At 46.5% G+C, this 16,753-nt stretch carries 22 protein-coding genes and 1 pseudogene; 9 read left to right on the top strand and 14 right to left on the bottom strand.

Annotation, left to right across the window (positions count from 1 at the left end; genetic code table 11):
* The first annotated feature begins 213 nt into the window (after positions 1–213).
* On the top strand, positions 214–831 hold the full coding sequence (locus RIF36_RS11545) for a hypothetical protein (RefSeq protein WP_350127645.1): 618 nt from the start codon (positions 214–216) through the stop codon (positions 829–831).
* A gap of 10 nt (positions 832–841) precedes the next feature.
* Here the strand turns inward: RIF36_RS11545 and RIF36_RS11550 are convergent, their stop codons facing one another.
* From RIF36_RS11550 to RIF36_RS11580, 7 genes are all read right to left on the bottom strand, one after another.
* Positions 842–1,423, bottom strand: a complete 582-nt coding sequence (locus tag RIF36_RS11550) for a Crp/Fnr family transcriptional regulator (RefSeq protein ID WP_350127642.1) — start codon at positions 1,421–1,423, stop codon at positions 842–844.
* Between the two features lie 186 nt (positions 1,424–1,609).
* Positions 1,610–2,290 carry a hypothetical protein gene (locus RIF36_RS11555; RefSeq protein WP_350127639.1) on the bottom strand — a complete coding sequence of 227 codons (681 nt, stop codon included), beginning with the start codon at positions 2,288–2,290 and terminating at the stop codon, positions 1,610–1,612.
* Positions 2,291–2,342: 52 nt separating this feature from the next.
* Positions 2,343–3,329, bottom strand: a complete 987-nt coding sequence (locus tag RIF36_RS11560; RefSeq protein ID WP_350127636.1) for an alpha/beta fold hydrolase — start codon at positions 3,327–3,329, stop codon at positions 2,343–2,345.
* 117 nt (positions 3,330–3,446) lie between these two features.
* Positions 3,447–4,577, bottom strand: coding sequence for an AraC family transcriptional regulator (locus RIF36_RS11565; protein ID WP_350127633.1), 1,131 nt, complete (start codon positions 4,575–4,577; stop codon positions 3,447–3,449).
* An 848-nt stretch (positions 4,578–5,425) separates the two neighbouring features.
* Positions 5,426–5,980, bottom strand: a complete 555-nt coding sequence (locus tag RIF36_RS11570; RefSeq protein ID WP_350127630.1) for a hypothetical protein — start codon at positions 5,978–5,980, stop codon at positions 5,426–5,428.
* Positions 5,981–6,071: 91 nt separating this feature from the next.
* On the bottom strand, positions 6,072–6,368 hold the full coding sequence (locus tag RIF36_RS11575; protein WP_339794777.1) for an addiction module antidote protein: 297 nt from the start codon (positions 6,366–6,368) through the stop codon (positions 6,072–6,074).
* A gap of 4 nt (positions 6,369–6,372) precedes the next feature.
* Complete coding sequence (locus RIF36_RS11580) at positions 6,373–6,525, bottom strand: hypothetical protein (protein WP_350127627.1); 153 nt, start codon at positions 6,523–6,525, stop codon at positions 6,373–6,375.
* Positions 6,526–6,815: 290 nt separating this feature from the next.
* On the opposite strand from RIF36_RS11580, the gene RIF36_RS11585 reads away from it, so the two are divergent.
* Positions 6,816–7,067 (top strand): hypothetical protein, encoded by a 252-nt coding sequence (locus tag RIF36_RS11585; protein ID WP_350127624.1) that lies wholly within the window; start codon positions 6,816–6,818, stop codon positions 7,065–7,067.
* A 7-nt stretch (positions 7,068–7,074) separates the two neighbouring features.
* On the opposite strand, the gene RIF36_RS11590 is transcribed toward RIF36_RS11585, so the two are convergent.
* Positions 7,075–7,410: a hypothetical protein gene (locus RIF36_RS11590; protein ID WP_350127621.1), complete on the bottom strand. Its 336-nt coding sequence runs from the start codon at positions 7,408–7,410 to the stop codon at positions 7,075–7,077.
* Positions 7,411–7,442: 32 nt separating this feature from the next.
* The gene (locus RIF36_RS11595; protein WP_350127618.1) at positions 7,443–8,015 is read right to left on the bottom strand and encodes a hypothetical protein; all 573 of its coding nucleotides are present in this window, start codon (positions 8,013–8,015) and stop codon (positions 7,443–7,445) included.
* 188 nt (positions 8,016–8,203) lie between these two features.
* Here RIF36_RS11595 and RIF36_RS11600 point away from each other — a divergent pair, with 188 nt between their 5' ends.
* Positions 8,204–8,968 carry a cytochrome b/b6 domain-containing protein gene (locus RIF36_RS11600; RefSeq protein WP_350127615.1) on the top strand — a complete coding sequence of 255 codons (765 nt, stop codon included), beginning with the start codon at positions 8,204–8,206 and terminating at the stop codon, positions 8,966–8,968.
* 10 nt (positions 8,969–8,978) lie between these two features.
* Positions 8,979–9,722, top strand: coding sequence for a molybdopterin-dependent oxidoreductase (locus RIF36_RS11605; RefSeq protein WP_350127612.1), 744 nt, complete (start codon positions 8,979–8,981; stop codon positions 9,720–9,722).
* A gap of 8 nt (positions 9,723–9,730) precedes the next feature.
* Here RIF36_RS11605 and RIF36_RS11610 read toward each other — a convergent pair whose 3' ends face one another.
* From RIF36_RS11610 to RIF36_RS11630, 5 genes are read right to left on the bottom strand one after another with little or no spacing between them, the layout of a single operon-like run.
* Entirely contained in the window at positions 9,731–10,969 is a 1,239-nt protein-coding gene (locus RIF36_RS11610) for an RNA polymerase sigma factor (protein WP_350127609.1), read from the bottom strand.
* A 13-nt stretch (positions 10,970–10,982) separates the two neighbouring features.
* Positions 10,983–11,330: a YciI family protein gene (locus tag RIF36_RS11615; RefSeq protein ID WP_350127607.1), complete on the bottom strand. Its 348-nt coding sequence runs from the start codon at positions 11,328–11,330 to the stop codon at positions 10,983–10,985.
* 10 nt (positions 11,331–11,340) lie between these two features.
* Positions 11,341–11,685: a TfoX/Sxy family protein gene (locus RIF36_RS11620; protein WP_350127605.1), complete on the bottom strand. Its 345-nt coding sequence runs from the start codon at positions 11,683–11,685 to the stop codon at positions 11,341–11,343.
* 2 nt (positions 11,686–11,687) lie between these two features.
* On the bottom strand, positions 11,688–12,200 hold the full coding sequence (locus RIF36_RS11625) for an SRPBCC family protein (protein ID WP_350127602.1): 513 nt from the start codon (positions 12,198–12,200) through the stop codon (positions 11,688–11,690).
* A 4-nt stretch (positions 12,201–12,204) separates the two neighbouring features.
* On the bottom strand, positions 12,205–12,579 hold the full coding sequence (locus RIF36_RS11630; RefSeq protein ID WP_350120555.1) for a VOC family protein: 375 nt from the start codon (positions 12,577–12,579) through the stop codon (positions 12,205–12,207).
* Between the two features lie 695 nt (positions 12,580–13,274).
* Between RIF36_RS11630 and RIF36_RS28435 the strand changes: the two are divergent.
* The 5 genes and pseudogenes from RIF36_RS28435 to RIF36_RS11650 all read left to right on the top strand — a co-directional run.
* Positions 13,275–13,460: pseudogene (locus RIF36_RS28435) on the top strand (immunity protein Imm33 domain-containing protein); the annotation flags it as partial.
* Positions 13,461–13,702: 242 nt separating this feature from the next.
* The gene (locus RIF36_RS11635) at positions 13,703–14,215 is read left to right on the top strand and encodes a hypothetical protein (protein ID WP_350127599.1); all 513 of its coding nucleotides are present in this window, start codon (positions 13,703–13,705) and stop codon (positions 14,213–14,215) included.
* 35 nt (positions 14,216–14,250) lie between these two features.
* Positions 14,251–14,757, top strand: coding sequence for a hypothetical protein (locus RIF36_RS11640; protein ID WP_350127596.1), 507 nt, complete (start codon positions 14,251–14,253; stop codon positions 14,755–14,757).
* 224 nt (positions 14,758–14,981) lie between these two features.
* Positions 14,982–15,665 carry a HEAT repeat domain-containing protein gene (locus tag RIF36_RS11645; RefSeq protein WP_350127593.1) on the top strand — a complete coding sequence of 228 codons (684 nt, stop codon included), beginning with the start codon at positions 14,982–14,984 and terminating at the stop codon, positions 15,663–15,665.
* A 34-nt stretch (positions 15,666–15,699) separates the two neighbouring features.
* Positions 15,700–16,557 carry a hypothetical protein gene (locus tag RIF36_RS11650; RefSeq protein WP_350127590.1) on the top strand — a complete coding sequence of 286 codons (858 nt, stop codon included), beginning with the start codon at positions 15,700–15,702 and terminating at the stop codon, positions 16,555–16,557.
* Positions 16,558–16,753: the final 196 nt, after the last annotated feature.

Below are 16,753 nucleotides of genomic sequence, written 5' to 3' on the forward strand. Positions count from 1 at the left end.
GCTTCGGTATGAACTGACTCATTTCCTGATCATAACTGTACCAATCTACCAATATTTCTGTGACGGAAAAACGGCAATAATCAGTAGCAGCTGGGAATCAGACCTGCCAGACTTTTTTGACTAAGACTTTTCTCACCACCCTCCTTCTTTCTTGACTCAAGTCAATGAACCGCACCTGCTGTTCCCAGACCTTTGAATCAAAAAAAAGGAACTATGAAGAACAGAATTATTTTTTCAGTGCTATTATCGGTTGCTTTGTCGGTCAACATTCATGCTCAGCCTGGAGACAAAGACAGCACTTTCCGGCGACACTTTATTGGAAGTACGCTGTTTATACTGGCTACCCCAATTCTTACGCCCTCTCCGGAATACTTTCAGCTGAACTACGGCTATCGGATCACTCCAAAAGACGTGCTGTCGGTGGAGGCGATTACCTGGTTGTATGGTGGCCCTCTTGGCAGGCCCTATGGCCCCGACTACGAAAAAGAGTCGTCAGGTTTTCCTGGAAGCGTAAGGGCTTTTGGAGTAGGATTGGCCTACAAGCGGTTTCTTTGGAAACGCCTGTACGGGCAGGTACATTCTACTGCATTCCGTCAAAACTATTTGGACGAAAACGATAAGAAAATCCAAAGCGGGTTTCAGCTTTTCAACACGTTAAGGTTTGGCTATCAGCTAAGGTTGTTTAAGAACCGTGTGTTTATTGAGCCGTCGGTGGCGGCTACCTGGTGGCCTGTGAATACTAATTTACCTGCTTCCTTTCAGGTTCAGGAAGACAAGTGGCGCAACTTCTTCCTTTTTGAACCGGGAATGCACTTTGGCATCAACTTCTAGCTGACGGACGCTATTTAATCGTGATACGTTTTCTGATTCTTGAAAGTGTTTCAGGTTTGACGCCAAGGTAGCTGGCTATTTGATACTGGGGAACCCGGCTCAACAAGTCGGGTCTCTCTTCTAACAAATACAGGTATCTCTCCTCAGGACTTTTTTGGGCGAAGGCTTCTACCTTGTCGGCTTTTTCGCCCATCATCCTTTCAAACTCCATGCGGCACATAGTTTCAAAACGAGGAAATTTTTTGTAGAAAGCAGCCTCTTTTTCTGCGTTGTTCACTGTTACGGTAGTCTTTTCCACGCAAACGAAGAAATGCCTGGAGGGGGCTTGACTCGCAATGCTGTTGAAGTCTGCCGCTGTATGCCCCTCAGTGTAAAAGTCAGTGGTAATTTCCTCCCCATCCACAATCGAAAATCTTCGGATGCACCCCTGTACAACGGAATAGCCTTCTTTTGCTATTTGTCCGGCTTTTAGCAGATAAGTGCCTTTGTCGAATGTTTTTATCGGGTACGCTTCTTCTATCGCCCGACTTTCTTCCTCTGAAAGGTTCTTTAACTTAGACACTTGAGCCGTCGAAACTTTGCTATTAGTCATCTGATAAAATTAAACGTTAAACCGGTGATGCCATGCTGTTCAATATCAAACTGCTTGCCGGACACTGCTTCGTTACTAGAGGCAAAGTTGCTGGATTTTTTTTGAAATATTTTGTGCAGGAATTAGCACAAAAAATGGGCCAGATCACGGTTGCTAACCGGTCTGGCCCTGGAAGAATTTTAAATACTACCTATTGATTTTGATATTAGTACCGAACTCTGCATAAAAAGGGATCGTTGGACTCGTTTTAAAATCCTGAGTGACCACTTTCCCAAGTCTGAACAGTGCGTCTACGCTGGCAAATGAAAGCCCCGTTTGCACGCCGTAGCTGAAGTTTCCCCCTGTGGCAGGTTGGTACCAGCCGTTTTTCACATCAGGATAATTTTCTTTGAATGCATCCGAATGTTCGAAGTGGGTAACAATTGCCTTGTCGAAGCCAAATTCGGCTGCCACAAACCACTTGCTCTGATAAAAGCCAAAGACGCCCTTGAACTCACTGCCGAAATTTTGCAGCACGGCCATGGGGTTTTCGTACCGGCGGTAGATGCCATATGCTGAAGCACTTACGTGAAGGTTGTTGAACTCATACAGGTCTGCCACGCCACCCACTTTCGTTTTGAAATCGTCGAGCACCTTGTTACCCACCGGAGTGGAGAAATCGATGGTAGCTAAAATGGGAATCGGCAATGACAGCTGACGGCTGTAGCCTGCACCGTACACAAAGGCATAGTCGAAGCCCGCATGTGCATGTGCAATATCCCGTTGTGCTTTCTCCAGGCTTGCCCAGTTAATGGTTTGACTATGAGCGACATTGACGAAAAGAATCGGAAGAATTAGAAGAAGAAATATTTTCTTACTGAGGATCATTGGTATGATGATTTAAAAAATGAATCGAAGTTGTTTTGACGTTTGGTGAGGTCTATTTCAATGAATTAAGATAGTCCAGCATCGCCGGATAGGTGTTGTTCCATCCCGTGGGAAACGACAGCATGTCGTGCCCGGCGCCTTCCGTTTTGAAAAGCTTCACCGATGGGTAGGGGGCGGAGACTTTTTGTGCATGCTGGAGGCCGTATGCTTTATTGTTGGCGCTATAAATGAAAAGCACCTGCGTAGTGTACTTGTTCAAATTGGTAGTCCAGTCGGGCTTTTGCTTGTCACCAATTTCGAGATAGGCATCAAACGTAACCGCTCCACCCCGCCATTCCTGAAGGCTGCCCTCGTTGCCAATTTCGCTCGACTCCTGTGAGGTCAACAACATGAACTTGTAGTCCAGGATGGCATGTTGGTCTGTTTTGCCTGTCACAAACTGATCGGCATAAACGGCGTCATTGAGGCTTTCGCCGAAGTACTTGAATTTGCGGGAGCGTGTGATATAATCTTCCACGTCCTTCCAGATCAGACCCCCCGGCTCCGCCAGAATGGCTCCGTCAATGGCTGTGGGGTACTGGTTGATGTAGGCCGACGCCAGCATGGCTCCCCAGGAATGCCCCAGCAGGAAGACCTTTTGAGTGGCATCGGTTCGATAGTGTGAAATGATGCCGCTCAGATCATCATACGCCACCTGCATGGTGTAGTGCGATTTAGGAAACCGCTGGGAAAGCCCTGTACCCCGCTGGTCGTAAAACACCACACGGTAGCCCTGATTGGCAAACTCCCTGCAATTCAAAAGGTAGCGATAATCACTCCCCGGGCCACCGTGCAGCACCACCACCAGGGGGCCATCAGCAGGCCCAAAGGCCTCGGCATGAAATAAGGCATTATTTAAGCTAACAGAAGGCAGCGAGGGATCCAGGTCAACTGTTTTAGGGACCAAATTACCGGAGGCATTGATGTCCAGCTCATCCTGACATCCCGAAAAAATACTCACTGTGAACATGGCGCAAGCCAGAAAAAAACGATGTTTCATAAAATTAATTTTGATTTTTCCCCAAAGCTGCGCCGACGCATTGGTTCCATCGCCCCATCCTATAAGTTGGAACCAGAAAACCGTGTGTGTGACTATTGAGAAAAGGCTACCCTGGAGTTATGTATGCAGGTAGGTAGTGCCCTGCTTCAGGTACTCGGACGGAGCGAGACCGGTAACACTTTTGAAATTGCGGTTGAAAGAAGTTTTGGAGTTAAAGCCGCAGTCGAGGGCAAGGGCAAGCAGTGTAAACTTTTTGCTTTCTGGCAGAGCAACCAGGCGCTTAAACTCCTCCACTCGCAAGGTGTTCACATAGTCGTAAAAAGTCTTGTCTTCAAAAGTATTGATGACTTGCGACAGGTAGTGTGGATGAACGTCCAGGGCTTTGGCTAATTCGGTCAAAGTCAATTCTGCGTTGGTGTACAGCTTCTCCTTTTGCATCACCTCACTCAACAACCCATGCAGCCTGGCTGCAGCCTCATCACTAAGGCCTGATCGCTGGTATTTTGCTGCGGCTGGCTTATCTGGGGCGGCAGTGCCAGACTCAGTTAAGGCCATATCAGCAGCAAGTTGGCCTGGTGGCGGATACCCTTGCGAAAAAATGCCCACTTGCTTGATTCCGAAATAGCCAAGGAAGAATACGAACACCACCACAGCGTTAAAGATCATCGCATCTTCGGCAAACAAAACAAATAGCCAAATCAGGCCAATGCCGTAAATTAAATACCGCAGCCAGGCCAGGTTGATCTTTTCTGCGGAAGAAAATTCATGCTGAATAGTTTTTTTATGCTCATTCAGCCTCCATAGGGCAAGTCCAACGTATACCACTCCGGAAATCATTATGGCGCTGAGCATGACTAACATTTCGACCTCATAGTCCAACCCTTCATTTTTAAATACTTGAATCTTTTGTTCTTCAGGCAGCAAAATGAAAGGGATAAAAAGGCCGTAAAGGAGCAAGAAAGGGATGAAGTGTGCTGCTTTGTATTTCGCTGGGATTTTTTGATTTGTTAATGCACTGGTGTACAAAAACAGGAATGGGCCGTGGAGCAGCGGCAGCGGAAAGTTAAAGCCCAAAAGGAAAGAGAATAATAGAAGTTGATTAGAAAACGTTAAATAGAAAGAGCACAGGTGAACCCCGATGGCAGTAAGCCACGCAGCTAATATCAAGTCTGCTTCCGATTTACCCCTCTTTGTAATGAGTAAGACTGCCAGGAAAAAAGTCAGTATGATGCCAGCCAGGTAAAACATGTATCAGGGACGATGACGAGTCAGTTAATTCGGCAGGAAAGATAAAAGCACTTTTTAGGATAATGGGCTGTGCAGCGTTTTATTTTCTGTTGCGCTAAAATGATAAGCCCTTGTACCGGTAGCTGTTAAAGGCTTGTGTCTCTACCTTATAAGCGCTTATGACATAGGTAGTAAAGGCGTTAAAAGAAGTGAGATAAAGGCTTAAAAGACCTGAGTAAAGGGCTTATCAGGAGGCTGTGGTGCGCATCATACCTGGTCAGTGGTAGGCAGCATGGGTGGTGAGTGCTGGGCAGCAAAGGTAGTGGATGGTGGGCAGGTGTCGGTACGGCGAGCTTAGCCTGCTGGGGAGGAGTTGTCAGACACCGGGAAGGAAATCCGGCCCTCTATTATCAGTAATCAACTACTAAAACCGGGCCAATTGGGGTGTTTTGGAAAGCGGATGAATAACCAACCACAGTACTCGTCACTTCGCTCGTTCCTCGCCATCGCCATGACGTTGATGTGGTGAGGGCGGATGTCCTTATGTTTCCCGTGAGAAAGGCCGCTCAACCTCAAAGACCTCCATAGCAGCCGTCATTTCGCAGCGCAGCGGAGAAATCCCCCAGATGTTTGCAGTGTCTTTTTTCCTGCTCACTGCCATTCCCACAGTGACGCCGTTCCACGTCGGCTCCCTCGTTCCTCGGTTCGATATGACGTTGGTGTGGTGAAGGCGGATGTGGCCGCTGTGCCACAAAAGCATCCACAACGACGTCATTTCGATCCGCCAACCGGCGGAGAGAAATCCCCCTGACCTGGCACAGGATTCAAGAGTAGCAAGTGTAACTTTGTATGGCTGTCAGATAGCACCTTTATTTTAACAGCTCGAACGAGTCCATAAACCGATGCATAGATTCATTGTTGCTTTTACCTGTTTCCGTAATAGTTTGCAACATGTAGGCCCTGTTGTGTATCAGAAAAAGCCTCATTCTGATGATTGCCATTCCTTGGCCATAGTCTACTGTAATTTCTCGACCCGGGTAATCAGCCAGGTTTTTGATCTCTTCCGTTAGCAATTTCCCTTTCACATTATTTACAGCTCCGTCAATGGCACCTCTGAAAAAGTTATCTAAAATATCCGTTCTATCTGAATTTATCAGGGAGTCAGGGTATTCTGTAACATTCGTCATATAAAGCAGATTGTCATCATTTCCTTTTTTGGAAGCATCATACATGACGATGTTCATTTTCAGTTGGCCTATATCTGAATCTATCATTTGTGGAGTGGCAGTCGGTTCCCCGGGGAACTCAATTTTGAATCCAAATTCCTTGTCTTCAAAAAGAAACCATTTGCCTGAAGCGAAGCTTGATAAAATAGCCAGTAATGCTACTGAAGTGATTAAATGGATGTTAGATTTCAGATTCATATTTGCCTGATTTTTGAGAAAGCGCCTGACAAGGGGGTGTGGGAGTGTTATGCCGCTCCGTTTATACGAATAGTTAGCTGTTGTGATGCTTTCACTGCGGCTGAATAGTTTTCACATTTAGGTGTCCGCCCACAGCCCTAAGAACTTTTAGTATGGTTTCAAATTGAGGCTTTGATCCATGTGAGAGTGCCTTGTACAAACTAGGACGACTCAAGCCTGTTTCCGCAGCAATTTTTGACATTCCCTGAGCTTTTGCTACATGTCCAAGGGCGGCAATTATATCCGATGTTTCGCCTTCCTCTAGTACGTTGTTTAGATACTCTGCGATCATATCGTCGTCATCTAAATATTCGGCGATATCGAATTTTGTTGTCTTCATTTTCTTCATATTCCTAAAATAACTTTTTGTACTCTTCCCATAATTGCCTGGCTTTGATAATGTCCTTTTGTTGAGAGGATTTGTCTCCACCATTAATTAACAGGACAATTCTGCCGTCGACGTCCTTTAAATATACACGATACCCTTTTCCGTGGTGAATTCGCAATTCGCTTAAACCTTGGCCAACGGTTCACAGTCCCCAAAATTGCCGTGTTCTTCTATGCGCTGAATTCTGAAAAGTATTTTGGCTTTTGCACGATTGTCTTTTAGCTTCTTTAACCACTTGTCGAAATCATCGGTCTTTTCCACAGAATACATGCGTAAATGTATTCACTTGGATACACTTTTCCAATTGATGCTAAATAGAAAGGTTGAATGGGGTAAGGTGCTTCACAACCGAAGAATACCGACCTATATTCTCTGTTATCAGTGCTATTTATCCCCATTATCTGACAATTGAAAAATTCAGGAAACAGCTTGCTGCCATCATCAGGGGGATGTCGTTCCACGTCGGCTCCCTCGTTCCTCGCCATCGGCCACACCTACACTTCGTTTCGGTGGGCAGGCATGACGTTGGTTTGGGCAGGGCGGTTGTGGCCGTTGTACCGCAAAATCACCCACAACGACGTCATTTCGATCCGCCAACCGGCGGAGAGAAATCCCCATTACCTGGCACTGGTTTCAAATGCAGGAAGTGAGACTATTTAGGCGATGGCTAATCATCAATCTTGTCGGATGTGGAGTTAGTAATTAAGTAGCAATTGTCAAAGTCAGGCCCCAATGCTTTTCTCAAACCTTCTCTATTCACAATTATTTTATTTAATGACCTGTCTACCGGAACCTTTGCCCCATATACAGCACCTTCTTTGTGGCTATTCTGTGTTACGTTGACGAGAATCATATTGTCTTTGTCCCAGGGTAGGGTTGCTAGCAAGTAATCAAAATGCTCATCGTTCGGGTGCAAGTTTGTTCCGTCATTCACAAGCCTAATTTTGGTTCCTCTCCAAAGTTCGAGACTTGGGTCAATGTCAGATAGTTTAGTCAGTGTCATTTCTTAGAAATGTAGGGACTGTGTAAATCAATTCATTGTACTATAAACTCCTTCAAGTCAATCAATATAGGCATAGAGTTGAAGATCATAATTACCTTGAGTTGATTGGTCAATGTTGGTCTATCTTTCATTCTTTCATTGATGAAGACATGGCCTGCGAGCATTACGACTAAATACTTGATCCAGGAAACTTCAATCGTTCTCATTCGGAGCCAGGGGTATGCTAAGGTTAATACCATCAAGGAAGTCAAAATCAACACCAGCCAGAAAGAGCTTTTGCTAAGCAGGCGCTGGAGTTTTTTTGTTTCTAAAAAAGTGAGGACGGCTGTTAGCGCAGTGCTTCCTGCTGCGATGGCTAGGGCTAAGTCTGCGAATGATACCAGCCTGGCATTAAGATAAGGATAATTAAACCAGGAAATTGAACTGACGATAGCTATGGATATGAGTGGAGTTCTAACCTCGTAAACATACCTAGAGATGAGAACTCCATATATTGTAATCGGGATAAGCAACAACTCTGGAGCCGGATGGTAAACTATCTGAACAAAAAGAGTCAAAAAGAAAAGTGCGGTGAGGAGGGCTTCATATCGCTTTATTAGTTCCATAGCAGTTGCCAGTCGTTAGTTGCTGCAGAAAACTACCTAAATAATTCGATAAGTTACAGACCGTTTCGCTAAGTTTTTGGGACATATTTCTCGCCACGGGAGGTCTCGCTCGTTCACATGGCACTGCCCCGGCAAACAATCCCCATAAAATCGTATCTTGGTTGGCGCATACCTTCCAACCATCAATAATGAATGCCATTACCGAGTCAGCTTCCCCGCCAGTGTCCCATCGAAGATGGGTAAAAGCCTCGCATTGGATCGTAACATTAAGCTTTCTGCTTCTGGCCTTTTCCGGCTTCGAGATACTCATGGTGCACCCGAGGCTCTATTGGGGTGAGGTAGGCAATGAATTGACACCGGCACTGCTGGAGCTACCCATTAGCCGCAACCATCAGCGGGATACGTGGGAAGAAAGCAAACCCTTCTTTGAGGCCAAAGACTCACCCGTGAGTGCCGCCCGCACTTTCGATGAGCTCATGTTCAATCAAAATGGATGGGGACGAAGCCTTCATTTTCTGGCTGCCTGGCTGTTGATCGTACCGGGAGTGATTTACCTACTGATAGGGGTTTTTACCGGGCACTTCCGAAACCACATCTGGCCGAAAAGAAAGGAGCTGACGCCAGCGTCGGTTTGGAGGGATGTGAAGGATCATCTGCGCATGCAGATCGCTCCGGCTACTGGCGGGCCTCACTATGGGCTGCTGCAGAAGCTCGCCTACATGATTGTTATTTTCGTCGCTTTACCCCTGGCAGGGGTCACAGGACTTACCATGTCGCCAGCCATTACTGCGGCTTACCCCTTTCTGCTGAAAGTGTTCGGAGGCTATCAGTCGGCCCGCACCATTCATTTCTTTACTTCACTTACGCTGGAGCTGTTTCTGTTCATGCACCTGGCCATGATCATCAAAACTGGATTTACACAGCAAATACGTTACATGACCCTGGGAAAGTAATATGAGGAATATGAAGAAGAGAGACATTATCACCAGAAGAAAAGCTCTTGCAGTAAGCGCCTCTGCCCTGGGAGCCCTTTTGCTACCGGGTTGCTCAAAGACCTCACCACCCACCTACGGCAGTCTGCTGCGGGTGGGAGATGCGCTGACTTACAATGCGCAACGAACCCTGTTGCCTGGGCAGTCGCTGGCGAAGGAATACAGCTTTGCCGACATCTCATCGTTTCCAGCCACCGGCACCATTAACCCAGCCGACAGTTCCAAAGAATACTACAGCGAAGCGTACGAGCGCCTCAGGAGCGGCTTGTTTGCCAACTGGCGGTTGTCGGTGGAGGGAAGTGTGGCAAGGGCTGGTCAGTACTCGCTACAGGATCTTCAGCGGTTTGCTGCCCGCACGCAAATTACCCGACACACTTGTGAAGAAGGGTGGACAGCTATTGGTGAATGGACTGGTGCGCCCTTGAGCAGTGTGCTCGAACATGCAGGCATACTGCCCGGTGCCCGTTTCATCAATTTCTATTCTTATGACGGATGGGAGGACAGCATCGACATGCTGGATGCTTTCCATCCGCAGACGATCCTGGCATACGGCATGAATGGAAAGGCCCTATCGGTTCCTCATGGTGCTCCTGTTCGTCTCAGGGTGGAAAAGCAAATAGGTTACAAAAGCATGAAGTACCTCCAGCGCATTGTGGTGACTGACGAGTTTGTTGACCCGGGCGACACGGGGTGGGCCTGGTATGTGGGGATTTGACTAGGCTGTCAGGCTAAACGATTGTCAGTCTTCATCATTCTTTTTTTGTCTTCCAAATACCCTCTCTCCAAACTATTGGTGCAGGTGCTAATGGCCTTGTCGATGGCGATGAGTGCCCTGGCAGGCTCGGCGTTTTTGACGTAGTACTCGGCGTAGGTGCCGTGGAGGAGGTAGGTGCGCTGACTCATGGCAGCAGCGTCAATGGTGTCCAGTTCCTTTTTGGCGTCGGCCAACCGCTCCATTTGCAGGTAAGTAATGGCCCGGGAAAGCCGGATGCTGTCGGAAGGCATCAACTCAAACATCTCGTTGTAGTAGTCGATGATCTGCTGCCAGTTGGTATTCTCAAACTTGATGGCCTTGATATGCTCCGCTGCGATGGCCGCCTCCAGGTGATAAATAGACTGGTCTGAGTATCGCATGGCTTTGTTGAGAGCATCATTCCCCAGCACAATGAGGGGGAAATGCCAGGTTGAACGATCCTGGTGCTTGAGGTCTACGATTTTACCATCAACAATCTTGGAGTCGAGGCGGGATGCATGAAAGCACAGCAGCCCAAAGAGGGCATACAGGTTGCCTGAACGGAATTGCTCCTTCACGAGGAGCAGTTGGCACAGGCGCAGAGCCTCGCCGCAAAGGTCTTTGTCGATGAGCTGGTTGAGTTTGGTGGAATGGAAGCCTTCGTTGAAAATGAGGTAGATGATCTGCTGTACCGCCGATAGCCGGTCGTTTATCTCGTTGGCTGCGGGGTAGTCGAGGGTAATGTCTAGCTCCTGGATCTTCTTTCGAGCCCGGACGAGTCTTTTCTTGATGGTTTCTTCTTTTTGTAGAAGGGCTACGGCTATTTCCTTCATCGAAAAGCCCGAAATAGCTTTGAGTGCAAAGGCGATTTGCTCTTCTCTGGAGAAGGCGGGGTGGCAAGCCAAAAAGAGCATCCTCAGCTGACTGTCCTGCACTTCGTGGTCGAGAAAGTATTCGTTGATTTCGAGGGTGGCCGCACCATGCACAGTTTTCTCGTGTCGCTGTTTTTGGGCATTGATTTGCCGCATCAGGTCGATGGCCCTGTTCTTCGCCGCTTGAGTAAGCCAGGCTTGGGGGTTGTCGGGCTGAGCCTGCCGCCACTTGAGCGAGGCTTGCAAAAAGGTATCCTGAATGGCGTCTTCAATCAACTCCAGGTGAGCAAGGCCGAAGATTTTTGACAAAATGGCGACCAGCTTTCCGTACTGATGCCGGAAAAGATGGTCGACCATGCTATGGGGCTGCTTACCTGTCAAACTTCACTACCTCACGGATTTCTACTGTTCCGCCAAGGTGATAGTCAGGATAATCCTGGGCTATTTTGGCAGCCTCTTCAAAACTGTCGGCAGCAGCGGTATAGTAGCCGCCTATGAGCTCTTTGCTTTCTACGAATGGCCCGTCGGACTCTATCCTGTCAGGCCCGGATATGCGTTTTCCCTTAGCATAAAGTGCTGCACCACCTCTCAATATGCCCTGGTCCTTCATTTTGTCGCCCCAGGCAAACCACCTGCCCATTTGGGTTTGTATTTCTTCCGGTGAAAGGCCCAACTCGTCGTAGCTGGCACCTATAAATATCATCATGAATTCTTTCATCGTGTAAATGTTAAATGGTTTCTAATGTATTAAATGCTAACGCTTTCGCTATCCAAAAGTCAAGATCAACTTCTTTGTCAAACCCTTCTGGCCAGACAAACAGAAAGCCACGCATCACGTTGCCCGTAAAGTCCATTTCCCGGCTGCCATGTTTGAAAATGAGCTGCTCATGTGAGGCTTTACCTACTCTCACCATCAAACGGTCAAGGCCTGTGGATCTATCAATATCTATGCCCACGCACATTTTGTGGTTAACCATAAAAATGAGTCCTCCCATCATCTTTTTTTCTTCGGTTAAATTGGCCTTTGAAAGCCTTTGCCGGATACGATTAGCCTGATGGTCGCTGTAAGCCATGGTTAGTTTTTGATCGCCTGCCCAGTCTCAATATAGCTTTTAATTGAATCAAGGGCTTTGAGTCTGTTCTTTTTTTGGTCAGCCTTGATCATGGGATTCATCAACCAACCCAGCACGTTTTTTGGCCGGTGATAAAATGTAAAGACAAACTCAGTTTGCTCCTGGCTGACGGGGTGCAGCTCCATTTTAGCGCCAACATCGTACAGCATCTTGCTTATGCCAAAGCTGTCTTTGGTAATCAGAAAGCTGATGCTCGTATGCTCCACCTGCTCCGTTCTTACCTCTTCGTACCAGCCTTTTCGCTTTTCACTGAATTTGGCATGGACTGTGCGCTCAGCACCGACGCCTTCAAGGGTTTGCCCGGGCAGCAGTCGTACCTCTACCTTTTCCACCGGTGGGCCCCAGGATTCCATGGCTTTGGAATCCCGGATCAACGGCCACACCATGGAAGCGGGTGCCTGAATGAGGATAGCATCCTGCCCCTGAACTTTTGGTGTTTTGCTGAAACGCCTCATGCTATCAGTTCCTCGAATGAAAGGCCACCCTGTTTCCTTCCGTGTCGATGAACTGCGCCATAAACCCGTTGGGCCCCAGGGAGGTCTTGGGGACGATGATTTTGCCGCCGGCTTTCTCTACCCTCGATAGCGGGGTTGTCAGGTCATCGCCACCGTTGAGGTACACCAGGGCTCCTTTGTCGGAAGGTTCGCAGCCCGGGCCGAAGGCAATGCCACCACCTACACCGTTTTCCCAGTCGGCCGGGAAGAACGCCATGGTCATGCCCATTGCTTCCATCGACATGGTTTCCATTTTTGCATCCAGCACTTTTTCGTAGAACGATTTGGCCCTGTCGAAGTCTTTGGCTGGCACTTCAAACCAGTTGATTGCATTTTTCATCTTGTTAGTTGTTTTGGTGAAACATGATTTGCCCTATGACGAGGCCGGGTTTGGGAAAGGGGACAGAGGAGGGAAAGTTTTTTTCTTCGCATTCAAAAAAGCATTCCAAGACGGCCGTTTTCCAGGAACGAAGTGCCATGTCGCCTGGGTGACGCCAGGCGAGGGCCTCTATAGAAAAGCGATGGTATTAACGGCGAGACGCCGAAAGGAACTACCCACAAGGGAGACCCTTGCGGGATGGGGGGAGGAGTACCTGAACCGCCAAAGCTCCCATAGCAGCCGTCATCTCGAATCCCGAAGGGTGAGAGATCTCCAAGACCTAGCACTGCTTTTTGCAGCATATCTGCCATTATATTGGGGATCCCTCGCTCGTTCCTCGCCATCGGGATGACGTGGGTATGGGTGCCACACTGCGAAGCCCACCATAGATCGCCGTCATTCCGAGGAGTATGATGTAGCGAAGCGGAAGCATGCGACGTGGGAATCTCCGGGGTGATGGCAATGGCCCAAAACCGTTTTTCTGCTAAATCCTGAACTCAGCGGAGATGCGCCACAAGCGTCTATTTCATACAACTTCGTTACAAACAAAGGGGATTGGGAGAAACTAGATCGATTAAGGAGCTTGAATGATCCGATGGTTTCTATTGGCGATTAATTGTGGCGGCGGGACGCCGACATAAGAGGGAACAACTGGGTGGTTCGTCTGGACAGGTGATTACTCAGACAGGGATGACTTCTTCACGCCAATTTGTGCAGAACACCTTCTTCAGCATAAGCCGGAACTGATCCGATTTTTGGGACTTCCGCCTGGATTCAGGTTTCTGACTGACAGTAAAGGCTACCTGGACATCTGGCGAGACGAAGAACTGCTAGAGGTCTGAAAGAAAGATAACACAGGGCTAAAAGTGAATGTGAGCTACGGCTGTAGTCAGAGGGAGGCTGGCTTGGAAAGTCCGCCACAAGAGTTAATTTTATTGTCGGCGTGGCTAGGTGGTGACCGATAGGGAGCTGCATAAAACTCCCACACTCACTTTAGCCAGGCGATATCAGCAATATTTCCATGTCGAAGATTCTTTGTCTCATCGGATTAACTCTAACTCTGAACTTATCTCAAGCTCAGGAAATGAACCTGGAATACATCATAGCTCTTGCGGAGGCTAAGACGAACTTCAAGACCGATACCGTAAAGCTTTGCGAACTTTATGTGCTTGATGGAATTCCATACACATCTGCTGAAGAGTTTGAGAAGGAACTCGAACCTTTTAACAGGGCGGACATTAGACTTGCAACAATTGCGGATTTATCTAACTCCGAAATCTATTGTCGTATTTGTGATTATGTATTATTAGTTGGAACGGCCAAGAACCAATCAACAAAATATAAAGCGATGCAACTCCACCTTTTCCGAACTAACTTGAATGAGAATCTACCTGAACTAATCATCACAGACTACAATTGTGAAAAATGTCAACAGCTTGTAGTTGATGGCATCCCAGTAGAACCATTCAAGGCAAGAGAGCTGGTGAATGAACTGCGACCAAAGGATATTCAATTCATCGTCTCCTATCAATCAGCGAACCCCGAGATTTACGGAAGGAATGCTGTTAACGGTCTAACTGAAATCTTCCTGAAATAGAAAGCTGATAGCAGGCGTTATCAGTAAGAATCTGCATGATGAAAATATTACTACTTTTGTTCCTATTGCCTTCTTTTCTGCTAGCACAGGGCGACCAATACAGCCAATTTGTGTTATCGTCGAGCCTGCCATCAGACTTGTCGGGCAAACTTAGCCAATCGGGCTTCCTTAAGGAGTATGACCTGAACGTGGCGCTTAATCCTTTCTACCTGCGAGGGGACTTTAACGGTGATGAAAAAATGGACTATGCGATAGCTGTGACCGACAAGCAAACAAAAAAACGTGGTATTGCAATTTTCACCTCACAGACTGATTTTGTTCTTATCGGCGCTGGAAATTCACTGCCTAACCGGAAGATGGATGATTTTGGGTGGATGGACGCCTGGTACGTCTACAGCAACAGAACGGTGGAGATTGGAGCAGGTGAGACGGAAGAACTTAAACTAACGACAGACGCAATTATGGCAGTTAAGACGGAATCTGCCAGCGGCCTCATATACTGGAACGGCAAAGAATTTCGGTGGTATCAGCAGGGGGACTAAGAAGCTGATAACACAAGACTAGAGCGAATGGGGAGCTCAGTTGTGAACAGTCAGCGGCTGGCTTGGAATCTCCGCCACAAGAGTTAATTTCATCATCTGCGTGGCTAACTGCCAGTGGAAGCGGAGCTGCATAAAACTCCCACACTCACTTTACTGAGGCGTTATGGGCAAGCGTAAAAGACGACACTACTCGACAAAGAGCGGACATTAATGAAATGAAATTTTTGACAAACATATTTGGTAACAAAAAAGAAAAAGTTGAGCAGACAAGTCCGACATCAACCGAATACTTTATTGACATTGACCCAAATTCAAATTCCCTTTCGAAAGCATTTAAAGACTTCTATCAGAATCATTTCGTTGACGCATTTGGACTTTCACGGGGTGATGTAGATACTTACTTCTATAACGCAATGACAACCGAAGAAAAAGAAATTGCGAAAAGACTAATCCGACAAAATTTAAAATTAAGACAAGCTCACCTGTTCAAAGCAGCAGGTATTTTAAATGACGTTGAAGCGTTACCAATATTGTATGAACAATTAAACGGCAATTCAGACCTAAGTTGGCGGTTTACAATTGGACAAGCAATTTGGCGACTAAACCGTGATGAAATCTATACAGACCTTTTACGACAACTTAAAGAACATCCGTCCGACACTATGAGAGAAGCACATTTCGACCAAGTAACAGACTTAAAAAATGCCGAAAGTATTGAAATGCTGTTTGACTATTTAAATGACGAAAGCAGACTTGTAAAATCAATGACTGTTAGAAAACTAAATTTTATTTCAGCAGGTCAACATCAACAGAAACAAGAGTTTGACAGAGCCTATTTTTTAGGTAAGCAGACAGACAAAAAATTTAAAAACGAATTAGTCGAGAATCTTAAAAACTTAACAGAATGAAAAGAACGCCAGCCCATAACAGCGTATATAACTTATGGCGGGGAAAGTGATAAAATCAAGCTTTGTGTTTTTAAGTAAGTTTGCTGCAAGCCGACAAGAAAGAGCTTCGAAAACCGCCACAAGTCATATACGCAAACCGTTGTACACCATACTTGCCATGAGATATTTCCTGCTAACTCTTATACTATTTACTCAACTGGCATGTAGTCAGGTGAACTCTCAAAAAACTCAAGAACAAGCCAAATCTTCCGATGTTAAGACAATTGACGATATTGATGGTTCCCTTGAAAATGTCAGTTATGTTGCGAACGGAGGAATAATAACAGACACCATTTTTCATGATGAACTCCAAGAGAAAATCAAAATTGGGTTTGCCATTGAAATTGACTCAACGATCTACATTTCGTATTCTAAGTATTCACTTGAGAACACGCTGAAATATGACATGTCATTCTACTTTGACGGCCATTTTATCAACACCGTTCAAGGCAACTCAATACCTGGAATCTCAGGTGAACTTTTAGACTTAGATTCACTTAATTTCATGGGACCAGCTCTTGAACTTGGTGACGGATGTGGACATGATGACGTCCTACGAATTTCTGAATTCAAACTTGCAAATAGGTTTGATTCGTCTATATATATCCTTGCCGAGAAACCTGAATGTAGTGATGGAACTAATCATATCTTAATCAAGTATGTGAACAATCAGTTTGACAAGCTTTTTGAACTAGAGACAACTCAAGACAATGTCAACTTCAAATTGGAAGGTGACTCTTTGATAACATGCATTTACTCACAATTCTATGAAGATTGGGACGAATCATATGATTTTGCTTACGATTTAAGGAACAGCAAAATAGTGCGAGATACGGTGTACAACAGACGCTGATCGGGCATATCTCTTAGTGCTTTCTGCCTGATTGGGAGATTATCGGCCAGAAAGAAGCAACCACGGTGCAGATGTGTTGACAGATTTGCAGGAACGCATAGCAATACGGGCACCTGAACATAACACACGGCAAAAAACATACATCTTACCTGCATTTCACTATCTTTAAATGGCAAGGAAATGCAGCCTGTGTTAC

Source organism: Imperialibacter sp. (genome assembly GCF_040222815.1).
GTDB lineage: Bacteria > Bacteroidota > Bacteroidia > Cytophagales > Cyclobacteriaceae > Imperialibacter.

Excerpts from the sequence above, each read along its gene's own strand:
- RIF36_RS11605 (WP_350127612.1), top strand. The coding sequence starts at position 8,979 with ATGAAGAAGAGAGACATTATCACCAGAAGAAAAGCTCTTGCAGTAAGC.
- RIF36_RS11620 (WP_350127605.1), bottom strand. The coding sequence starts at position 11,685 with ATGGCTTACAGCGACCATCAGGCTAATCGTATCCGGCAAAGGCTTTCA.
- RIF36_RS11590 (WP_350127621.1), bottom strand. The coding sequence starts at position 7,410 with ATGACACTGACTAAACTATCTGACATTGACCCAAGTCTCGAACTTTGG.
- RIF36_RS11560 (WP_350127636.1), bottom strand. The coding sequence starts at position 3,329 with ATGAAACATCGTTTTTTTCTGGCTTGCGCCATGTTCACAGTGAGTATT.
- RIF36_RS11650 (WP_350127590.1), top strand. The coding sequence starts at position 15,700 with ATGGCGGGGAAAGTGATAAAATCAAGCTTTGTGTTTTTAAGTAAGTTT.
- RIF36_RS11600 (WP_350127615.1), top strand. The coding sequence starts at position 8,204 with ATGAATGCCATTACCGAGTCAGCTTCCCCGCCAGTGTCCCATCGAAGA.
- RIF36_RS11615 (WP_350127607.1), bottom strand. The coding sequence starts at position 11,330 with ATGAAAGAATTCATGATGATATTTATAGGTGCCAGCTACGACGAGTTG.
- RIF36_RS11610 (WP_350127609.1), bottom strand. The coding sequence starts at position 10,969 with ATGGTCGACCATCTTTTCCGGCATCAGTACGGAAAGCTGGTCGCCATT.
- RIF36_RS11635 (WP_350127599.1), top strand. The coding sequence starts at position 13,703 with ATGAACCTGGAATACATCATAGCTCTTGCGGAGGCTAAGACGAACTTC.
- RIF36_RS11565 (WP_350127633.1), bottom strand. The coding sequence starts at position 4,577 with ATGTTTTACCTGGCTGGCATCATACTGACTTTTTTCCTGGCAGTCTTA.
- RIF36_RS11595 (WP_350127618.1), bottom strand. The coding sequence starts at position 8,015 with ATGGAACTAATAAAGCGATATGAAGCCCTCCTCACCGCACTTTTCTTT.
- RIF36_RS11630 (WP_350120555.1), bottom strand. The coding sequence starts at position 12,579 with ATGAAAAATGCAATCAACTGGTTTGAAGTGCCAGCCAAAGACTTCGAC.
- RIF36_RS11570 (WP_350127630.1), bottom strand. The coding sequence starts at position 5,980 with ATGAATCTGAAATCTAACATCCATTTAATCACTTCAGTAGCATTACTG.
- RIF36_RS11625 (WP_350127602.1), bottom strand. The coding sequence starts at position 12,200 with ATGAGGCGTTTCAGCAAAACACCAAAAGTTCAGGGGCAGGATGCTATC.
- RIF36_RS11545 (WP_350127645.1), top strand. The coding sequence starts at position 214 with ATGAAGAACAGAATTATTTTTTCAGTGCTATTATCGGTTGCTTTGTCG.
- RIF36_RS11550 (WP_350127642.1), bottom strand. The coding sequence starts at position 1,423 with ATGACTAATAGCAAAGTTTCGACGGCTCAAGTGTCTAAGTTAAAGAAC.
- RIF36_RS11555 (WP_350127639.1), bottom strand. The coding sequence starts at position 2,290 with ATGATCCTCAGTAAGAAAATATTTCTTCTTCTAATTCTTCCGATTCTT.
- RIF36_RS11640 (WP_350127596.1), top strand. The coding sequence starts at position 14,251 with ATGATGAAAATATTACTACTTTTGTTCCTATTGCCTTCTTTTCTGCTA.
- RIF36_RS11575 (WP_339794777.1), bottom strand. The coding sequence starts at position 6,368 with ATGAAGAAAATGAAGACAACAAAATTCGATATCGCCGAATATTTAGAT.